21 protein-coding genes are annotated in these 21,124 nt (G+C 37.4%); 18 read left to right on the top strand and 3 right to left on the bottom strand.

The features are described 5' to 3' along the window. Positions 1 to 500: 500 nt before the first annotated feature. The 10 genes from FZF09_RS16875 (at position 501) to FZF09_RS16830 (ending at position 8,373) form a co-directional block, all read left to right on the top strand. Entirely contained in the window at positions 501 to 674 is a 174-nt protein-coding gene (locus FZF09_RS16875; protein ID WP_370514488.1) for a metal-sensing transcriptional repressor, read from the top strand. 66 nt (positions 675 to 740) lie between these two features. Beyond that, a complete protein-coding gene (locus FZF09_RS16870; RefSeq protein ID WP_158737774.1) occupies positions 741 to 1,220 on the top strand; it encodes a DsrE/DsrF/DrsH-like family protein in 480 nt (159 codons plus the stop codon). 51 nt (positions 1,221 to 1,271) lie between these two features. Next, positions 1,272 to 1,595 carry a rhodanese-like domain-containing protein gene (locus FZF09_RS16865; protein WP_370514487.1) on the top strand — a complete coding sequence of 108 codons (324 nt, stop codon included), beginning with the start codon at positions 1,272 to 1,274 and terminating at the stop codon, positions 1,593 to 1,595. A gap of 28 nt (positions 1,596 to 1,623) precedes the next feature. Continuing rightward, positions 1,624 to 2,196, top strand: coding sequence for a sulfurtransferase TusA family protein (locus FZF09_RS16860; protein WP_158737773.1), 573 nt, complete (start codon positions 1,624 to 1,626; stop codon positions 2,194 to 2,196). A 65-nt stretch (positions 2,197 to 2,261) separates the two neighbouring features. Then, complete coding sequence (locus FZF09_RS16855; protein WP_158737772.1) at positions 2,262 to 3,392, top strand: MBL fold metallo-hydrolase; 1,131 nt, start codon at positions 2,262 to 2,264, stop codon at positions 3,390 to 3,392. A 25-nt stretch (positions 3,393 to 3,417) separates the two neighbouring features. Beyond that, entirely contained in the window at positions 3,418 to 3,645 is a 228-nt protein-coding gene (locus FZF09_RS16850) for a sulfurtransferase TusA family protein (protein ID WP_158737771.1), read from the top strand. Positions 3,646 to 4,235: 590 nt separating this feature from the next. Continuing rightward, a complete protein-coding gene (locus FZF09_RS16845) occupies positions 4,236 to 5,015 on the top strand; it encodes a sulfite exporter TauE/SafE family protein (RefSeq protein WP_158737874.1) in 780 nt (259 codons plus the stop codon). Between the two features lie 131 nt (positions 5,016 to 5,146). Further along, on the top strand, positions 5,147 to 6,343 hold the full coding sequence (locus FZF09_RS16840) for an NAD(P)/FAD-dependent oxidoreductase (RefSeq protein ID WP_158737770.1): 1,197 nt from the start codon (positions 5,147 to 5,149) through the stop codon (positions 6,341 to 6,343). A 37-nt stretch (positions 6,344 to 6,380) separates the two neighbouring features. Then, on the top strand, positions 6,381 to 6,941 hold the full coding sequence (locus FZF09_RS16835) for a helical membrane plugin domain-containing protein (RefSeq protein WP_158737769.1): 561 nt from the start codon (positions 6,381 to 6,383) through the stop codon (positions 6,939 to 6,941). Between the two features lie 25 nt (positions 6,942 to 6,966). Beyond that, positions 6,967 to 8,373 carry an MBL fold metallo-hydrolase gene (locus FZF09_RS16830; protein WP_158737768.1) on the top strand — a complete coding sequence of 469 codons (1,407 nt, stop codon included), beginning with the start codon at positions 6,967 to 6,969 and terminating at the stop codon, positions 8,371 to 8,373. Between the two features lie 697 nt (positions 8,374 to 9,070). Here FZF09_RS16830 and FZF09_RS16825 read toward each other — a convergent pair. Next, entirely contained in the window at positions 9,071 to 9,358 is a 288-nt protein-coding gene (locus tag FZF09_RS16825) for a hypothetical protein (protein ID WP_158737767.1), read from the bottom strand. Between the two features lie 17 nt (positions 9,359 to 9,375). After that, positions 9,376 to 9,666 carry a UPF0236 family transposase-like protein gene (locus tag FZF09_RS16820; RefSeq protein WP_158737766.1) on the bottom strand — a complete coding sequence of 97 codons (291 nt, stop codon included), beginning with the start codon at positions 9,664 to 9,666 and terminating at the stop codon, positions 9,376 to 9,378. Between the two features lie 577 nt (positions 9,667 to 10,243). Here FZF09_RS16820 and FZF09_RS16815 point away from each other — a divergent pair. The 8 genes from FZF09_RS16815 (at position 10,244) to FZF09_RS16780 (ending at position 20,012) form a co-directional block, all read left to right on the top strand. After that, positions 10,244 to 10,882 (top strand): GntR family transcriptional regulator, encoded by a 639-nt coding sequence (locus tag FZF09_RS16815; RefSeq protein WP_158737765.1) that lies wholly within the window; start codon positions 10,244 to 10,246, stop codon positions 10,880 to 10,882. 828 nt (positions 10,883 to 11,710) lie between these two features. Continuing rightward, positions 11,711 to 13,276, top strand: a complete 1,566-nt coding sequence (locus FZF09_RS16810; RefSeq protein ID WP_158737764.1) for a class I adenylate-forming enzyme family protein — start codon at positions 11,711 to 11,713, stop codon at positions 13,274 to 13,276. 34 nt (positions 13,277 to 13,310) lie between these two features. After that, positions 13,311 to 14,906 carry a UbiD family decarboxylase gene (locus FZF09_RS16805; RefSeq protein WP_199256815.1) on the top strand — a complete coding sequence of 532 codons (1,596 nt, stop codon included), beginning with the start codon at positions 13,311 to 13,313 and terminating at the stop codon, positions 14,904 to 14,906. 85 nt (positions 14,907 to 14,991) lie between these two features. Then, a complete protein-coding gene (locus tag FZF09_RS16800) occupies positions 14,992 to 16,371 on the top strand; it encodes a UbiD family decarboxylase (protein ID WP_158737763.1) in 1,380 nt (459 codons plus the stop codon). A gap of 386 nt (positions 16,372 to 16,757) precedes the next feature. After that, the gene (locus tag FZF09_RS16795) at positions 16,758 to 17,774 is read left to right on the top strand and encodes a tripartite tricarboxylate transporter substrate binding protein (RefSeq protein WP_158737762.1); all 1,017 of its coding nucleotides are present in this window, start codon (positions 16,758 to 16,760) and stop codon (positions 17,772 to 17,774) included. 82 nt (positions 17,775 to 17,856) lie between these two features. Next, complete coding sequence (locus tag FZF09_RS16790; RefSeq protein WP_158737761.1) at positions 17,857 to 18,303, top strand: tripartite tricarboxylate transporter TctB family protein; 447 nt, start codon at positions 17,857 to 17,859, stop codon at positions 18,301 to 18,303. A 46-nt stretch (positions 18,304 to 18,349) separates the two neighbouring features. Beyond that, the gene (locus FZF09_RS16785; RefSeq protein WP_158737760.1) at positions 18,350 to 18,490 is read left to right on the top strand and encodes a hypothetical protein; all 141 of its coding nucleotides are present in this window, start codon (positions 18,350 to 18,352) and stop codon (positions 18,488 to 18,490) included. Between the two features lie 22 nt (positions 18,491 to 18,512). Further along, entirely contained in the window at positions 18,513 to 20,012 is a 1,500-nt protein-coding gene (locus FZF09_RS16780) for a tripartite tricarboxylate transporter permease (RefSeq protein ID WP_158737759.1), read from the top strand. 824 nt (positions 20,013 to 20,836) lie between these two features. Here the strand turns inward: FZF09_RS16780 and FZF09_RS16775 are convergent. Then, on the bottom strand, positions 20,837 to 21,124 hold a 288-nt coding region (locus FZF09_RS16775), incomplete at its 5' end, for a hypothetical protein (RefSeq protein WP_199256814.1).

Here is a 21,124-nt window from a genome sequence, read left to right as displayed (position 1 = left end):
GACTAGAGGTATCAGGTGGAAATTTAGATGCAAAAGATATCAAGAAATGGATAAGTGCTCATCAATAAATGATTGATGAGTACTTTTTTACCCTTTAAAGAATGTTTAATTTTATTAAAGGTTTAAAGTATAAAGCAAAACTACGGATTCCGCTATAAGAGGATGCAGCAGCAAGTGTTAAAAACTTCTTAGAAAATGAGATGTTATTTCGAAGTGGATTTATTAGCTTTGTAATTATTGGAAATTTCTTGATTATAGCAGTTTACAAAAATGCTCCAGATTTTGGCGTTATTGTTATTCTAGTTTTTTGGCTGGTGTCGTTTCCTTTATAGGTTGACAAAATACACGAGGGGGTATATTATGAATGCTGTATTTAAAAACAACCATTCATCACGCCGCTATAAATAAAAAATATACAAAGGGGGGGGTATAGGAGGAATTTGATAAAGAAGTGAAAGACAAGTTAGAGGTTTGTTAAAAAGGATGGAAGAAGAAAAAGATTGCCGAGACGTATCACCCAGGTAACATCAGTAAGAAGTGCTTTAGATCGTACAGCTACAATAATTGTCAGCAAGAATCTTGAACACTGTATTTGTGAAGAGAAGGAAAATGGAGAAAGATCCGAAAAACTTATAAGAGAAGCAGTTGATCTTTTGGTAAAAGCAAGTAATTAGTATTTTTTTTAGCATATTAAATACCCATACAAGTATATGTAAATGATGTGTAGGAGGGAAATTTTTATGACGGAGAAAAAGAAAACGACAATTATTTTGTTTAGTGGTGATTATGATAAAACGATGGCTGCTTATATTATCGCAAATGGGGCGGCCGCCTATGATCATGAGGTGACCATTTTTCATACTTTCTGGGGATTAAATGCGCTTCGAAAAGATAATCAGGTCCCTGTCAAAAAAGGTCTTTTGGAAAAACTGTTTGGGAAAATGATGCCAAGAGGCGCGGATAAAATGGGGCTTTCCAAAATGAATTATTTGGGAATCGGTCCTAAAATGATAAAAAATGTAATCAAAAAGCATAATGCAATGCCTCTTCCTCAATTAGTGGATATGGCGCACGAGCAGGATATTAAATTGCTGGCATGTACCATGACGATGGATTTACTCGGTCTTCAAAAAGATGAACTGATAGATGGGATAGATTACGGTGGAGTAGCCGCCTATATTGGAGAATCAGAAGATGGAAATATAACATTGTTTATCTAAAAATTTTTGCATTATAAAATACCTATACAGGTATTCCTATGATGGAAAGTGATGACTGAGGAATTATATCAAAAAATAGGAGAAGAGAGAATTACGAAAGAGGCTAAAACAAATGAATTAGCTGAAAAAATAAAAAATGGAGAAGATGTCCATGTCATCGATGTCGGTGGAAATAATGAAGTAGTGCATGGGAAAATTCCTGGAGCACGTCATATACCGCTTGCTGAGATTCTTGATCGTTTAGGTGAAATCGATAGAAACCAGCATTATTATATCGTATGCCGTTCAGGTGGAAGATACGGAAAGGCCGGTGAATTTTTAACAGAAAAAGAATATATCGTCACAAATGTAAATGGCGGCAAGCTCATTGGGTAGATGAAGTAGAGAAATAGGAGGGTTTTTCATGAACATTACCGCAAATGAAATATTAGATGCGAAAGGTTTGGCATGTCCGATGCCAATTGTCCGTACAAAAAAAGCTATGACAGATTTAAAACCTGGTCAGGTGATGGAAGTGCAGGCTACAGATAAAGGATCCACAGCAGATTTAAAAGCCTGGGTGGAAAGCACCGGCCATCAATATCTCGGAACTGTTGAAGAGGGAGATGTCCTCAAACATTACGTGCGGAAAGCGAGTGAAGAGGAAACCAAAGAAGAAACCAAATATGAAGATGTAATCGATTTGACAGAACTGCACAGCAAAATAGAAAACAATGAAGAAATCACTATTCTGGATGTACGGGAGCCAGCTGAATATGCGTTTGGTCATATTCCAGGTGCAGTCAATATTCCGCTTAATGAACTTGAAGAGAGCATCAATGAAATGGATAAAGAAAAAGATGTTCACGTGATCTGCCGGACAGGAAGCCGCAGTGATTTGGCCTCTCAAAAGCTAGCCGAAAAAGGGTTTCAAAAGGTAAAAAATGTCGTCCCAGGTATGACAGAATGGGACGGTCCAACGGAGAAAAACAACTAACTTAGGAGCATTATGCCAAAGAAGCAGATAACAGCCTAACATTTAAATTTGGGAGGGTAACCAGAATGACAAAAATATTGAGCACAAAAGATTTGGCGAAAAAAATCGTCAATCATGAAGACACACTTATTTTAGATGTTCGAAACACGGATGAATTTGATAATTGGAAAATTGAAGGCGGAAACGTTGAAGTCGTAAACGAACCTTATTTCAACTTACTAGATGGTGTCGATGCTGTTGTAGGAAAAATCCAAAAGAGCCAGGAAATCATCGTGGTTTGTGCCAAAGGCGGTTCTTCCAAAATGATAGCAGATATGCTCGAAGAAGAAGGCTTCTCAAACGTCTACAGTCTTGAAGGCGGCATGAAAGCATGGAGTGAACATCTAGAGCCTGTTAAAATCAGTGATTTGAGTGACGGTGGAAGTATTTATCAGTTTGTCCGTTTAGGTAAAGGTTGCTTGTCCTATTTCATTGAATCCAACGGGGAGGCAGCTGTTGTCGATGCAAACCGGATGATTGATGTGTATGAAAGATTTGCAGAAGAAAAAGGCGTCAAGATCAAATATACGATCGATACTCACCTGCATGCGGATCATATTTCAGGCGGTCTTCAGCTGGCTGAAAAAACTGGGGGAACGTATTATCTTCCAGAAAAAGATGCCACAGAGGTAACGTTTGATTATGCGGCTTTGGAAGAAGGTAACGATATTATAGTAGGCAATACAGCAATTAAAGTTCAGCCGTTTTATTCTCCAGGTCATACGGTTGGGAGTACTTCCTTCATTGTAGATGACAAATATTTACTGACTGGTGACATTTTATTTGTGAAATCAATCGGACGGCCAGATCTTTCAGGAAAAGCAGAAGACTGGGTAGAAGATCTGCGTCACACGCTTTACAGTCGTTATAAAAACCTTTCCGACGATCTTATTGTTATGCCAGCTCACTATTCTTTCGCTGACGAGCTGGGCAAAGGCGGAAGCGTCTCTGCCCGTCTAGGAGATCTTTATCTAAGAAATTCCGGGCTGCAGGTGGAAAATGAAAATGAATTTAGAAAGATGGTGACCGAAAACCTTCCGCCGCAGCCTAATGCATATGAAGATATCCGTAAAACAAACATGGGTAAAATCACCCCGGAACCAGAAGATCAAAAAGTAATGGAAACAGGTCCAAACCGCTGTGCGGTAGAAGGATAATAAATGTTAAAGAGGAGGAATTATCATGGAAGCAACAAAATTATTAGATGCAAAAGGGCTGGCATGTCCAATGCCGATTGTAAGAACAAAAAAAGCAATGGAAGAGCTGAATTTAGGGGACATCCTGGAAGTCCATGCCACAGATAAAGGAGCAAAAAGTGACCTCTCTGCTTGGACGAAATCCAGTGGACACGAGCTGTTGAAAGACACAGAGGAAGATGATGTACTAAAATTCTGGATTAGAAAAGCATAAAAAAGGCCCATTTGATGGGTCTCTTTTCATGAAGGAGATAAATTATTATAGCGTTTTTATTTATTGTCGTTCTTTTCCTATATGATTCATTGGTTCTTATATTTCTATGAAATTCATTCAAGTAAATTTTATTTCTACTTAATTCCTCGCTGCAAAAGGAATTTGCATTAGTACGGAGCTTTTTTTTTATTTTTAAAGAGTTGTATATTTATCGAATAAAATAGTCTTAAACTCCTCTGCATTATTTTTAGTAAATTATGAATGATTCAAATGTTCGTTGTTGACAAAAAATTCTCAAAATAGTAATATACACATCGTATACAATAGGAATTCATGAAATGTGCACAATGAGTTTTTAATAGCCGCTTGTCCGTTTGCTGATTATGTTAATAGAGAGGAGAAGTTCTACAGGAGGTGAAAAAATCGTTTTAAGAAACTGCCAGTAGGAAGTTCTAGAGGGAATGGTGAACATATGGAAACCATAACCAACAATATATAAGCATTATCGTGATACAGAGGAATTAGAAAACCATTGAGCCCAGTTCGTTGCTGTAGTGACTATTACTTTAGTTTGAATGGTGTGATTACTAATTGACCTTTCATTTGTAATACTTATATTTGCTATTGGATTTGTAGGTTCTTTTATTTCAGGAATGCTGGGGATTGGTGGATCTATAATTAAATACCCAATGCTTTTATATATTCCTTCTTTTCTAGGTTTTATAGCTTTTAATGCTCACGAGGTCTCTGGAATTAGTGCGGTTCAAGTGTTATTTGCTTCAATCGCAGGGGTATGGGCTTTTAGAAAAGAAAATTACTTAAATAAAAGCTTAATACTTATTATGGGTACAAACATACTCATTGGGAGCTTTATCGGAGGATATGGTTCTAAGTATTTAACGGTAGAAAAAATTAATTTTACATATGCCATATTAGCAACGATCGCAGCTGTAATGATGTTATTTCCTAAAAAAGGGTTAGATCATATTCCTCATGAACCAGTGACTTATAACAAAATACTAGCTTCCATTCTCGCTCTCATCATAGGAGCTTCTGCTGGAATTGTTGGAGCTGCAGGAGCTTTCATTCTCGTTCCCGTTCTGTTAGTAGTGTTGAAAATTCCTACTAAAATGACCATTGCAACCTCATTAGCGATTACATTTATATCTTCTATAGGAACAACAGTTGGAAAAGTCATGACAAATCAAGTTCTATATATACCAGCGTTGATTATGATTGTTGCTAGCATTCTAGCATCACCATTAGGAGCTAATCTAAGCAAAAAAGTAGATAGTATGGTATTACGGGGAATGTTAGCAATTTTAATTCTCGGTACAGCTATTAAAATTTGGTTTGATATTATTAGCTAAAGTTTAAAGAGCAAATATCAGCAATTGGAACCATGATATTTTAAAGTTTTTATGGTTTGAATGATAAACAAGGTCAGTCCTTTAGTAATACGATTTACAGTTCAAGAGTAAAAATTGAGGAGGTAAAAGTAATGGATCAAAAAGAGTACAAAGTAGTTATTGTAGGAGGAGGAACCGCAGGCATATCTGTTGCTTCAAGATTAGTCAGAGCTTCTAAAGCATTGAAAGATCAAACGGTAATTATTGATCCTGCAAAAAAACATTATTACCAACCGTTGTGGACTCTAGTTGGTGGAGGTGCAGCTAAAAAAGAGGATTCCGTGCGCTCTATGGAGTCTTTAATTCCAAAGGGAGTAGATTGGATACAGAACGCTGTGGCAGAAGTGAGACCAGAAGAAAATAGGGTAGTTACAGATGACGGGAGACAAATTAAGTATGATTATCTAGTAATGGGAGCAGGGTTGCAAATTAATTGGAAGGGCATAAAAGGCCTTGAAGAGTCACTTGGCAAAAATGGAGTTTGTAGTAATTATTCTGCTGAACATGTTGAGTATACGTGGGAAGCTATCCGTAAATTCAAGGGTGGAAACGCTATTTTTACTCACCCAAGTACACCAATCAAATGTGGAGGGGCACCTCAAAAAATAATGTATTTAGCCGATGACTATTTTCGTAAATCTGGAGTTAGAGATAAATCTGAAATTATTTTCCGTCATGCGGGAGGAGCTATATTTGCAGTTGAAAAGTATGCAAATGCTCTCAACAAAGTCATTGATCGCAAAAATATCAAGGTAAATTATTTGAAAAATCTTGTTGAAATCCTTCCTGACCAGAAAGAAGCAGTGTTTGAACACATGGAAACGAAAGAGACAGAAGTTTTAAAGTATGACATGATTCATGTTACTCCCCCGATGGAATCACCCGATTTTATTAAAAATAGTTCATTAGCAGATAAGAGCGGCTGGGTGGATGTAGATCAGTACACATTACAACATAAGCGTTATTCCAATGTATTTGGGATTGGAGATTGCAGTAATTTACCCACGTCTAAAACAGGTGCTGCTATTCGCAAACAAGCTCCAGTTGTGGAAAAAAACCTCTTAATGCTAATGCAGGAAAAAGAATTAGAAGCAAAATATAATGGCTATACTTCTTGTCCACTAGTCACTGGGTATAATCGATTAATTATGGCTGAATTCGACTATAATTTGGAACCGCAAGAATCTTTTCCGGTTGACCAAGGAATAGAACGCAGAAGCATGTATCTTGTCAAGAAAGAATTATTACCTCTTATTTATTGGAATGGAATGCTAAAAGGCGTAATGTAAGGAAATTCTTATTACTAATTTGATAAGGAGGAGAAAGATGGCGGTTACTAAATCATTTAAAGATGAAAGTAGATCTGATTGGGAATTACAACTGTCTGATCCTGAAATACAAGAATCCCTAACTATACTTCTCCAAAAGCTCCCGCGAATAAAAGAAGCTGTTCTATTCTCAGAACGGGCCATTGATTTTGTTGCAGCAGTTTCTCAGGACGAGGAAACTTTACAAAAATTTATCGGAAATGCAGGTAAAGAATTATCGGCTTATCATCTAAATGAGGAATCATTACGTTCATTGACAACCCTTATAAAGAAATTACCGAATATAATAAAAGTGGTTTCTGTATTAGAGGATTTATTGGAGTTTGGTAAGAATGTTCTTCAAGACGACGACTCTCTTGATTATATAAAAGAAGGAATGGAAGAAATGGCGACTCCAATTTTTAGTCCTCTTAAAGAGGCTAAGGAAAGAACAGAACAAGATAATCAACAGGTATCTATTTTTACATTATTAAAGTGGTTGAAAGAACCCCAAGTTCAAAAAGGGTTGAAATACGTACATGCTTTACTAGAAGTTTACTCTGAAAAACATAAGAAATAAACTTTTCCAAAGGGAGGACAAATGGATGCTGCTTCGATATTTTTTTGATGAAAATTTAGCTCATGCTTCATACATGGTAGGGTGTCAAGCTACTGGAGAGGCGATTATCATAGACCCGTCTAGAGACATCACTCCTTATTTAAAAGCGGCAAAGGCAGAAGGTTTAAATATTATTGCTGGAGCGGAAACCCATATTCACGCCGACTTTGTTTCAGGATCAAGAGAATTGGCTAATGATTGTCAGGCTGAACTATTTCTTTCAGATGAAGGTGGTGATGGGTGGAGTTATAAAAATCAAAACAATAAAACTCGTTATCTAAAAGACGGTGACGAATTTAATATTGGTAACATCTTCTTTGAAGTTATGCATTCACCGGGGCATACCCCTGAAAGTCTCTCTTTTATTTTGACTGATAAGGGAGACGGTGCTACTCAACCGATGGGTATTTTTACTGGGGATTTTGTATTCGTAGGGGACGTGGGAAGACCTGATTTATTGGAAAAGGCAGCGGATGAAGTGGGTGCTGCTGATGAGGGGGCCAGGACCATGTACCATTCACTTAAAAAATTTAAAGAACTACCAGACCATCTCCAGGTTTGGCCTGCACATGGCGCAGGCAGTGCATGTGGAAAGGCTCTAGGATCCGTTCCTTCATCTACAGTTGGTTATGAAAAATTATTTAATAAAGCTTTATCATATAACAACGAAGAAGATTTTGTTCAAGCTCTTCTGAAAGGACAGCCCGAACCACCAAAATATTTCGGAATTATGAAAAAAATAAATAAAGAAGGTCCAATTCTTTTAGATGACCTTGGGTTTCCTAAAGAGATACCAACGGAACAATTGCAAGAATTGTTGAATGAAGAGGCTCAGATTCTCGATACGAGTTCTTATAAAAAATTTGCAGATAAACATATACAGGGAACAATTAATATTCCATATGCCTACAAACAATTCCTTACCTGGGCCGGGTGGCTAATAGATTATGATAAACCTTTGTACCTCTTAGCAGATCCAAATCATATTGAAAATATCGTTCATTCCCTCCGTTCAATTGGAATTGATCAATTAGAGGGATATGTGGATATAAAGTCGGCACTTAATGGTGATTTCTTATTTGAAAGTTATAAGAATGAAGAACCCTCAAAAATTAATCAAGAAGTTAAGGAAAACAAAGTTCATCTCATTGATGTTCGAAATCAGAGTGAGTGGGAGGAAGGATCGATTCCAGGAGCCCGTCATATTATGCTAGGAACCATTCCATACCGATTGAAGGAGATTCCAATAGACAAGCCAATTGTTCTCCACTGTCGTACCGGAATACGCTCAGCAATTGGCGCTAGTGTATTACAAGCGAAAGGAATTAAGAATGTAATTAATCTTTCTGGTGGATATCACCAATGGAGGAATGATGTGGGCGTAATAGTTTAATAGCAACAACCAAGACGAGATCTGCAATTTGTTGACGTGTTTTTCTGCAGCAGCCGTTTAAACAGTAATACTATTCAAACGCTATGGAAATCATAACGAATAAATGTATAAAAAATGCCAGGGTAAACCTAAAAGTATACGTCAAGTTTTTCTCGACAGGTAAGAAATTATAAATATGTGGCGTTTTTGATGTCTAGCTTCAGCGCCCAGCCGCTCAGGCGCACACGATGTGGGTCAGTTCAACGTTGTCACAGGACGTGACGGTTTTAGCTGAACGTCTTATGTCTTCCCTTTCGACTCCGGGCCGCAGGCGACCCTGCGAGAAAGCTCCAGAACCTGTCGCGGGCTCCCAGGATGGGAGTCAGTGTCAGTTCGGCGTTGTCACAGGACGTGACGCTCGTAGCCGAACTTCCTTCTTTTAAGGCGCTTACGCTTTTCTTAACAAGGGTAAAACCCCACTATTTTTAACACTCTATTTTTTCTATTTTTGAACACTTTAAAAACCGGCTGCCGTGCTTCGCTTGGTGGCCTTCACTTTTTCGGAACACTTGCGATGCTGGTTGGATTCCAAAGTCACAAGACACTTAGGTTTTCTCATAAGAATAGCGATTGGCGGTAAGGTCCTGCACTTCCTTCCAAAGGTCCGAGAGCGGCTGTGTTGTCAATATCACTTTGGGGTGAAGAGAGATGTTTTTGATTAGTTTCCCAACCTTAAAACACCACCGCGCGCTGACTTCGAGTGCATTTCTTTTTCTCTGTTCCGCGAATAAATATGCCGTCTGACGTCTGATTCCGTATATAAATAGTCGACATATTTCACTTCTGGCTGAACAGCTGCTTCCTCTAGTTCCGTTACCAAGTATTTATCCTCCTGAACTTGCGCCGTTCCTACCTGCTTCACAATATTCCCTGCCCTCTGATGACTGATGTCTACAACTGTCCATTTCATTAATAAGCGCGTTGTTCTCCCTATACATCGATTCACTAGCCATTTCTGCCCTTTTACTTGACCAAAGGACTTTGTCTTTGATTTTTTTGTTTCCACAGCCATTCATCAAGGGGATAATGATAGTCGCTCTGAGGGTCAATCATCAACGTACGGCGGTAACGGGTCGGTTCAAACATAAATTGAATCGTCTTTTTATCTTCACGTTTGACCAGCCAACCTTCTACCTGCTTTTCTTTACGATCCAGAAACGTAAACATTTCTTCTATCATATCGGAGAAACATTCATACATAAGACGATTCATGCTTATTGATTCAATTAATAAATTAAATAAATTTATTGACACAATATTCACTACAATGATAATATACAAAGTGTATACAAAAAAAGCTCAATTTTAATCTAAATAATTATTAGTAGTTTAGTTAACGTTAGAAATGAATTAATGAGTATTGGGAAAGATTTTAGAGTAAGGCTACATTATCTAAATCTTAAATAAGAAAAGTTAAAATTATTTTTAACGAATTGATTTGTTTTGATATGCGTAAGAGTTCCATCTTGTTCCACAAAGAGTCACGCCACTGTTACAAGGGGGAAAGTAATCTAGATCCCCGTAATTGACCCACATTGTAAAGAAAATTGGCTAGTTCATTGCACACTAGCAGCTCCAAATGTATAAATAAATGGAGTGAATCCAAGAAAACTAACTCACATTTTTTTAGAATATCTCCCAACATGATGTTTGCCTTATAGATTCATCATCAATTGCAATAGAACTTTAAAATAGTTGAAATGGATGAATTGTTAACAAAATTTTATAGAAATTTCTCATTAATTACAGTAAAGTATTTATTGGTTCATAGAATATCACTATTAACCCAAGTCAAATCCAAAAAATCTTAAAAAATAGTTTGGAGGAAAACATGTCAGTTTCACGAAGGCAGTTAGCTTATGAGACACTACGAGAACGTATACTTTCTTTGGAATTAAAACCTCTTTCCCCGATACCAGAGACAGAAGTAGCAAATGAATTTGGAATTAGCAGAACACCTATTCGAGAAGCCTTAGCAGCCCTAGAGCGAGACGGGTTAGTTACTATTATCAGGGGGAAAGGAGCCTTTGTAGCACCTTCCTCTACGAATATCGTTCTTGAGATCTATGAAGTTCGGGAAGTTTTAGAAGCCTTAGCAGCCCGTAAGGCAGTGGGTTTTGTAAGTCATATGGAATTGATTGATTTAAGGGAAGTGTTTATGGATTACCTTGAAAATTCAAATGATGACACGAGAAAGGTTCTTGAAGCTGCTAACAAACTCCACCTTCTAATAGCGGAAGGAGCTAAAAACAAACATTTACAGTTTTTACTAAAACAATTTACTGAACAAGTCTCTAGAATTAGGGAAGTTTCTAGTGAAGGTAATGGAAGACTTCAGGAATCCTCACGTGAACACATTGAAATAATTGATGCCATTTTAGAAGAAAATCCTGATATGGCAGAAAAAATGATGAAGAAACATATCCAAAACATAAGGAAGAGTATTAGTTACGTGATTGGACATGTATAAAAAAGCGTGTTTATGATTTGGGAAACAAGAAACAAATTCGATAATTGCCATAAGGTTTTAAATTGAATCCATTTCATAAATGCTATTTTGATTATCAAAAACGAACATTATATCGATTGGAGCGGAAGACGACGACTCCTGTGGGATAAGCTTGAGCTGAAGACCCCGCAGGCAGCTTGCTGCCAAGGAGGCTGAAGCCAAGCCCTCGGCAAAGAAGACACTACGATAACGACCAAAGGAAGTTGAAGTAGATGTCGCACTTGTGTCCCGAGGGTGAAAGCGTCCGCCCGAAGCGAAAATCGAATGATAGCGAGGGGATTTTATATAAAGTTCGTTTATATTAATTCCAGATCTTAATAAAAATATATCAATCCTTAACGATCATTCCATATACACGATCTCCACCTAAGAATATTTCATAGCAATTTTTCCTTAATATGAACAAAGTTAATTAAGGTTTTTCCCTCTTGTTATTTAAAATGGGAAAAACCACTAAAAATAAACTGAAAATAAATTATTTTTATAATTTGCCGAAAATTTATGAAATTACAGAATGGATTTCCGGACTACAATTAATATTTTTTCTTGTCTCTAAACACTGTTATTAAATGGGGGTGGTAAAAGGATAAGTATATATAAATTTAATTATTATACGTGGAGGTGTCTAAATATGGAAGGGTAATAAAGAACTATTAATAATTCATAACTATAAAAATCATATTTAGTGGATAGTAAGGAAAATTATCTAGGGCATAAATGAATTCCACTAAAAATTAGAAATTTTTACTTAACGAGAGTACATTCATTAAAGTGAGAAGGAGAATTTAAATGGCAAATTGGATCTACGAGTTTGAGAGACAAGTTCATAATCGGGGACACGAAATTGCCATTATTTACAATGGCCAGTCTAAAACATATGATCAATTAAATAGGCAGGCAAGTTCATTTGCAAATTGGGTGTATAACAATAACCTTAAAAGGATTGCTATGTATGTCCCAAACTGTTATGAATTTTATATTGCACAATTTGGCACATTGAAAGCAGGGGCATCTGGTGTTCCCGTTAACTACATGTTTGCTGAGGATATTATTGAATATGTATTAAAAGACTCAGGATCGGAAGCAATTCTCGTCCATAGTGAGAATGCAGAATTAGTTGCTTCTGCTGCAAAAGATACCTCTATAAAGTATATTATTACGGTGGGAGAATCACCTTATGCGGATATTACTCTTAATGAGATTTTAGCTGCAAATGAAGAAACCTTTTCCTCGCTTCCAAAAAATGATGATGACATGTTTAATATTACGTATACAAGTGGGACAACAGGCCGTCCTAAAGGTGTAATTAAGAGTCATCGTAATATGAGTGTTCATATAGATAACTTAGCACATGTATGGAAGTTGGGTCCTCATAGTAAATGGCTCTGTGCGGGTCCTGTTTACCACACTTCAGGATTAGAATCTTCCTCATTACCAGTTTTAGCAAGTGGTGGAACTGTTATATCAATTAAGTGGCATGTTGATAAATTTTTTGAACATGTCCACAAGTATAAACCAGATGCCGTTTATGTAGCTGGTTCAATGATGGTAGATATAGCTAATTATGAACACCCTGAAAAATGGGATTTAAGTTCGTTAAAATTCGTATGCGGTGGCGGAGCCCCGATGAATGAAACAGCCTTTAATAAAATTATTAATAGGTATGATTTCCAATTCACTGAACGTTTAGGGATGACAGAAGCTGGAATTATATTTGTTTATCCGGTAGGAAAGCCAGGGAGATATAATCCACGTGAAGAATTACCGTATCGAATTGATGGTTCTTGTGGTAAACCATTGTATAACCAAATTAATTTTCGTCTAATAGATCTTGAAACCGGTGAAGTTAAGGAGACTGGAGAAGGTGAGCTTCAGTTAAAAGGTGACTCTTTATTTAAAGGATATTGGAATTTGCCTGAATTAACTAAAAATTCGTTTACGGATGATGGATGGTATCGAACGGGAGATATTATTAGGATTGAGGAAGACAGACACGTATATCACGTTAGAAGAAAAGATGAGATTATAATTAGTGGAGGAGAAAATGTAAGCCCACGAGCCATTGAAAACGCAGTGTTAAAACACGAAGATGTTCTTGAAGCAGCCGTGTTCGCCCTTCCTCATGAGCGTTGGGGGCAAGAGGTTTGCTTGGCAGTTGTAACCAAACAGATTTCTACTCTAAATGAAGAAGAAGTGATCCAATATTGTAAAACGACAGGTAGGTTGGCTCGTTATGAGGTACCAAAGCGGATCTTTTTTAGAGATTCTTTGCCAAAAACACCTACTGGTTCCGTTCCTCGTAAAAAATTAACTGAAGAGTATAAAAATTTAGCACAAGTTGTACAAGAAAATTAATTGTAAGACTGTGAACATGTAGGGAGGCATTAAAATGGAAAATAAAATGAAAGAAAAGATGGCAGACAAGGTAGTAAAACCTAATGCCATTAATGTATACAGCTTGCGTACAACAATTGAAGATTTGAAAAAGCAAGGAGAATTGGTTGAAACAGATCAACCTGTTGATCCGGATCTAGAGTTTGCAGCATTACAAAAAAGGATGGATGGTGGTCCAACAACTCTATTTAATCATGTTAAAGGTTATGATCATGCCCGTTTTGTGATGAATTTGTTTGCAAAAAGGGAACGAGTTGATGAGTTATTTGGCTTTAAAGATGCCAAAGATCGAACAAAAAAACTTGCTCAAGCAGTACGAAGCCCGCTTAAGCCGGTCATAGTGGATCGTGAAAATGCTCCCGTACAAGAAGTTGTTAAGACAGGAAAAGATTTAAATGTGAATGATTTAATTGTACCGATTCGTCATACAGAAAAGGAAGAAGAACCGACGATCGGAAGCGGTGTAAGTGTGCTGAGTGGAAGATTTTTTGATGGGGGAACCCATGTCGGTTATAACCGAATGAATTTTCGTTGGGATGATGTCGCAACGTTTCAAGTCGCGCCAGGCAGCCACATTTGGATGTCCATGAATAAATTTTATAAAAAGGAACGTATTCCTATAACAATGAACTTTGGAATCCCGCCTGCTGCTACGATTGCTGCTGGTGGAGGGTTTGACTATGTTATGTTGCCATATGGGTGTGACGAATTGGGGATTGCTGGAGCTATTCAAGGTTCTCCGATTGAACTTGTTCCAGCAGCTACTGTTGATGGAGCTTATTCAATTGCAGGTGCAGAATATGTTATTGAAGGGTACCTTGACCCAACAGATAGACGCTTTGAGACTGAAATGGCTGAGAAAACAAAACAACAAGGAGAACATCCATTTCATCCTGAATGGGCAGGGTACATGGGTAAGGCATATCGAGCTCCCACATTTCATGTTACAGCTGTTACCCATCGTCGTTTAGAATCTCGTCCAATCATTCAACCGATGATTGTACATGGTGCAGAAGAAAATACGATCCAAACTACTACTCGTGAAGGGGCATTGTATGAACTAGCAGATCGTATCATGCCAGGTTTTACTGAAGATGTTCATATACCTTTTAGTATGACGGATTGGGGCGGAGCAGTTTATCAAGTCAACAAACGAAACGCTGTAGATGAAGGTTACCAGAGAAATATATTGGTTTCAGCACTTGGTACATCCCGGGGTATGAGAATGGCCATTGCAGTGGATACAGATATAAACATTTACAGTATGGATGATTTGATGTGGGCTCTAACTACGAGAGTTAGTCCTCAATCTGACATGCTTAATCCACTCCCAGGGGCAGCAGGACAAGCCTTTCAACCGAGTGAAGGATTGATTGCAGGAGCTAAAGAACATAAAGGTTCTACTACACGTTTTGAAGGTGGAATGGCAATTGATGCAACCGTGCCATATGGAATGTCAGAACACTATGAACGTCCAAAATATCCTATACACCGAGTTGATATGAGTCATTGGTTTTCCGATGAAGTTATTAAAAAGGTAGATTCCGAACAAGAGGGCTGGATTAAAATGCTTTCCCAAACAGGATGGTAAAAACAAATAAAAGTTTTAAGGGAGAATATGTAATTCACACATTTTTATTGATTAGGCAAATAAAAAGAATAAGGCGGGATTTATTTTGGCTTACCGTGACATGAGAGAATTCTTGAAAACATTACAAGAGAATAATGAGTTATTAGAGGTCGACCGACCAGTAAATTTGTATTTAGAAGTTAGTAAGGCGTTAAAAAAATCATATGCAAAAGAAGGTCCAGCAATAATCTTTAATCAAAACGGAACAAAATTCCCTTTAATAGCTGGATTGTACTCTACTAGAAAGAAAGCATTATTAGCCTTTGAAAGTACGGAAGAGGAGATATTTGATAAAGTATTAAATGGCCTTAATAATCCAATTGAGCCTTTAAACCTTGAAAGTAATAAAGCTCCCGTTCATGAGGAAGTTATACTAAAAGATGATATTAATATGAATGAAATACCTGTGCCAACCTATAGTGAAAAGGACGGGGGGCCGTTCATTACACCAGGTATTGTAGTGAGTAAAGACCCAGAAACCGGAGTGCCTGATATGGGGCATTATCGCTTTCAGGTGATGGGAAAGGATACTTTATCATTTTTAGCACAACCTTTTCATCGATTCGGTAAAAATTTAAACAAAGCAAGAGAAATGGGCTTTAATCAGTATGAAGCTGCCATAGTTATTGGAACAGATCCAATATTAGCATATACTTGTCAGGCTCAAGTTTCGGATACAACGAACGATTTTTCTGTTGCAGGGGGGCTCCGAGGAGAACCAGTAGAATTGGTTAAATGTAAAACAATTGATGTTGAAGTACCTGCCACGGCTGAAATGGTAATTGAATTAAAGATTGACTTTAATGAAACTGTTATGGAAGGACCACTTGGTGAGTATACCGGTTATTACACACCGGCATCAGAAAAACCAGTTGCGTTCATTTCAGCAATTACACACCGTAAAGATGCTTATGTGCAAGGCCTTCTTACTGGCAAGCCTACAACGGAAAATCACATATTAAAGCAAATACCATTTGAGGCAACATTCTTTCAAATGATGAAAGAGAGATTTCCTACAATTGAAAAGATATCTATTCCTCCTTCAGGCGGTGTGTCGTTTTACGTTGTAATAGCAATGAAGCCGAGGTATGCAGGCGAAGCTCGTCACGCTATTCTTTCAGCTATGGCAAGTAATATCAGACCAAAGTATATTATTGTAGTTGACCCTGATATTGATATAAATAATTCAACAGATGTAGAATGGGCTCTTAGTTTTAGAGTTTTACCACATCGCGACGTGGTCATCATCGATGATCTCCCTGCGGGACCGCTTGATCCTGCAGTAGGAGAGAAAGAGGAATTACAAAATAGAAAAATGTCAGCGATGGGTATAGATGCCACAAGAGCGTTTGGAGAAGATTTTGCTGAGGTTGCAGATGTTGAAGGTTGGAAAGACTATGATTTCCCTGAACTTGACAATAAATAAAGTTTTATTCAAATGGGTTGATATTCCAGCATTCTACCTAATCAAACTAGTAACCAAACATAAAGGGGAATTTTAGAAATCGTTCTTTTCGTATAGATTGTTGTTTTTATTGCTACATCGAAGAACCTAAGGACGATGAACTCAGTGGTCGGCGGCTAAGAAAAAGAAACTTCTAATAAAACCGCAGACGTTCTGTGACTAACGCAGATATTAGAACGTCCAGTTCCTTAAAGCAGCATCTGAAAATCCCGCAGAGAGCAGAAGTTTTAGTAAAAGGATGCTGAAGTGTGTCTGTGGAAAGCGTCCGCTTCTAACGGATTTGATCAATCATCTTATCATAAGCAACAATCTTTTAAAAAACAGCCTTAAAAAATGAGGGGGAGCCGATGAAATCAAAAACCAGATTACTTTTCTTTTTAATGTTGATCCTTTTTATGGTAGCGTTTACAACTGCTTGTGGTAATGACCAAGCAGAAAATTCTGAAGCAGATGGACCGGAGGATAATGAAGTTGAAAGTGATGCAGATACCGAGAGTTTTCCGGAAAAAGATGTCACATTAGTCGTTACTCATAGTGCTGGAGGATCTGTGGATAACGTTGCAAGATCTATTCAACCTTACTTACAAGAGCATCTGGGTGTTTCAGTAGTTGTGGAAAATCGTGAGGGGGCTGGAGGAAACATTGCTAGACAAGAAGTATTTAAGGAAGATCCAGATGGATACACACTTTTAGTCACTCTTTCTCCTTCTATACAAATGGGAGAAATTGTGGAAGATGGAAACTTCAATACACTAGAGATGACACCTATTTATAACTGGCATGGAGATGATGCCTTTGTTGTAGCTGTTCATGAGGACGCACCATATGAATCTTATGAAGATTTATTAAATGAATCAAAAGAAAACGATATTGCTATTGGTGGAGCTGGGAATGGGTCTGCAGGACACTTGTCTTCTCTAGTTGTCCAGGAAACAGGAGGAATTGAGCACACTTATGTACCTTATGATAGTGGCGCTGAAGCTGCAAAAGGAGTATTAGGAGGAGAGACAGATGCGGTAGTAACACCAGGGGCTAATGCATTGAACCAAGATGGACTAAAAATATTAGCAAGCTTGTCTTCTGAAAGATTGTCTATTTTACCTGATACACCTACCCTTGAAGAACTTGGTTATGAAGGAGCTATCGTTCCATCGTTAGGAGGAGCTTTTGGACCACCTGGTGTTCCAGAAGAACGGGTTGAAATTCTAGAAGAAGCCTTTGAAAAGGCAGTTAACGAACCTGAGTTTATTGAATGGGCAGAGAACGCAGATTTTGGAATAGAGAAAATGGGATCATCTGAATTTGCGGATGAAACGCAACGGTTATACGACACTGTAGAAGAATTTTCAGAGTTATTAAATTAGTCATAATTTTAAAGTAATAAAATTAGTTAGTCCTTGGGTTAAACCAAGGATTAACTGAATTTATAAGAGGGGAGTGTTAGGTGTGCATATATCTATTCCTAAAAATAGCCCATTGATGTTTTCTATTATTTTATTTATTAGCGTCGTTAGTATGGTTTTCATGACAACTCAATACAATAGTGAAGCTAGATTGTTGCCTCAATTGGTAGGTGGAACTTTAAGCATATTATTACTAGTAGATATTGTCAAACAGATGAAGGCTACGAAGAAAGGTGAAACGCAAAAGTCTAAGACAGTTTTACATCCTGGTTTTGAAAAGGTATTAATAGCCATGCCTGTATATATAGTATTAGTTTCAATATTAGGTTTTTTATTAGCAAGTGCAATTTTAATTTTCGGTTTACCTGTATGGCTAGGTAAAAGAGAGAAAACACCAATTATCGTTTTGGGTTCCATTATATGGGTTGTAGTATTTGTAATGTTCGACGTTATTTTAAATGTCCCGTTTCCACAAGGAATATTAGGTTAATATTTTTTGTTTAAAGGTAAGAAATTATAAATATTTGGCGTTTTACATGTCTAGCTCCAGCGCCTCCTCGCTCGAGATTCCTTCTGTTCGTCAATGGAAAGCAAAGATCAGCTTTCCATATGCCGCCCCTCCAGGACTTGTCGTTCGTGAGCAAGGCGCTTGCGCTTTTCTTATGTCATTAATTTAATTGGATATGGAGGTGAAAAGTCGTGGACTTTTTAGTAGCTGGGCTTTCGAATGTATTTACTTTTGAGAGTTTGTTAGCAGTATTAATAGGCACGTTAATAGGCATTATAATGGGGGCACTTCCGGGGGTTGGACCGGCTTTAGCGATTGCATTAACATTACCGTTCACTTTTGGGATGGCACCAGAAACATCTTTAATTTTGCTCGGTTCAATATTTAGTGGTTCAGTATATGGTGGGTCGATATCTGCAATACTTATAAATACTCCTGGAACCCCTGGAAATGCAGCTACTAGTTTTGATGGTTATCCAATGACCCGTAAAGGAGAAGGAGGTATTGCATTAGGAATATCAGCTATGTCTTCGGCTATTGGAGGTATTATTAGTATATTAGTATTAAGCTTTTTTTCTCCATTATTGGCTAATATTGCTGTTCACTTTGGTGCTGCTGAACAATGTATGCTTGGACTTCTAGGATTAAGTGTTGTTTCGTTAGCAGCAGATAATGACTTTCTAAAAGGCTGGATTAGTGCAGGCCTTGGACTGATGTTAAGTATGGTAGGATTTGATTTAGTAACAGGAGAAGAAAGGTTCACTTTTGGTTGGGATTACCTTTATGATGGGTTACAGTTTATTCCACTGATGGTAGGACTTTTTGCTATTACACAAGTGTTAACACTTGCGCAAATGAAAGGAACGATTTCTGGACCAGGTCATGTATCAGGTGGTTTTTTAAAAGGAGCATTATCTGCTTTAAAATATCGAATTACGCTTATACGTTCGGCTTTAATAGGTGTTATGTTCGGTACAGTGCCTGCATTAGGATTAGATGCAGCTGCCTTTTTTGCATATATAACGGAAAAACGGTCTGCTAAGAAGGAAGCAAAATCTTTTGGGAAAGGCTTACATAGAGCTGTAGTAGCGCCTGAAGCTGCAAACAACGCGGTAGTTGGAGGCTCATTAATCCCTACATTAGCCTTAGGTATTCCAGGGAGTGCAGCAACAGCTGTATTGCTAGGTGGTCTCATTATTGTAGGTATTACTCCTGGATCTAAATTGTTTACAGAGCAAGCTGGTATGGTAGGAACTTTCTTTGTTGCTATGTTGTTTGCTCAAATAGCATTTTTACTAATGGGATTACTATTTGCTAGACCTATATCTAAAATTGTCACTCTCCCAAATGAAATACTTCTTTCGGGAATTCTAATTCTGGCAACAGCTGGCTCGTTTGCGATTAGAAATAGTTTAATGGATGTTATAGTGTGCCTAACCTTTGGGGTAATTGGTTATATTTTTATCAAAACAAATTTTAACATAGTTTGTTTTGTATTAGCCTTTCTTCTAGGACCAATTATTGAAACGGGTTTTCAAAGAGCCCTTGTTGTATCAGGTGGATCGTATAGTATTTTTTTTACTCGTCCAATTTCTCTCGTTCTATTTGTGCTTGTGGTTTTAATGATTCTTTATGGAGTAATAAGAAGCAGAAAAAAAGATAATAATGTGGATTCGAGTCTTAATATGTAAAAGCGTCTATTTATCTCTTTTAGAGTTTCTGTATATTTCTAAAGGATCGAATGCGCCGAATCAATTATTACCAAGGAGTAGAGTCAATAATAAAAACCATAATTTTAAGAATATTTAAATATTTATACAGAAGACTAATATTTAAATAAATGCTATTATCTACTATCTAGATCTAATCTAGATATGAAGGCCCTTTATGTAGTATTTGTTTTTTAGCTGGACATTCATGTTACTATTTGCAAAATGCATAACAAACTTCATCCATATTCTAAGTGAAGCAATTCCATTACTGAAAAGATCAGAAATTCTAATATTGTTCTCGTTTGATGTTACCCTCTTCATACGGCCGACTTAAACAAGTCGGTCGTTTTCATATGATTGTAGTAATACTGTATTTTATTCATTTATTTGTGCTCTGTAGATAGGGTAAAACTGTTTTACGATAACAGTCTTCTAAACAATATATCAAATAGGAGCTTCTTTCTATCTTAAATGGTAGAGGATGTCATTCACTCTGAGTTATCAGATAATGTCCATATAAAGAGACTGCAATGTTTTATTAAGGAAAGGGATTTTCGAATACTTTTATTACGAACAGGATAGTGGGGGGGGGGAGAAGTGGTTTTTGGTCCTTTATGGGATCAACTTCCCTGGTAGAAGCAATTGCCCTAAGCCATTTAATATAAAAGACTTTCATGTATTTAGTAGAGTAGGTAAGTAATTGGGGGAGATTCATAATGATAAACGGCCAGAGTGTCTCTTCTTAAAATGTTATGAAGAGGAAAACACCCTGCCGTTTATACATTTTATTCCTTACTGCTATCTCATCTTTTATTTTTATTATAGAACCATTTGGTATCTTTGTTGATCCATTCAGGGCCTACTCGTTCGTTTATTTGCTCTTCTCCCGTTTTGAAGTAGTCGCCTTTCACGGCACGCTGAGCCATTTCGTCATTGAACTCATCCCAATCTCCCATTGAAAAACCGTGCCAAGGCCATTCCGGACGGATTGATGGTAGTTCAAGTTCTTCCCACAGTTCTTTAGCCCGTTCCATATACTCTTTTTTCGGTAAAGACAACGGCGGCAAGTTTTCCTTTTTCGTTGCATTCAT

It is taken from the genome of Alteribacillus sp. YIM 98480 (genome assembly GCF_009765375.1).
GTDB lineage: Bacteria > Bacillota > Bacilli > Bacillales > Marinococcaceae > Alteribacillus.
Note: the sequence above shows the minus strand (reverse complement) of the source record. Positions and strands in the feature narration are given on the sequence as shown.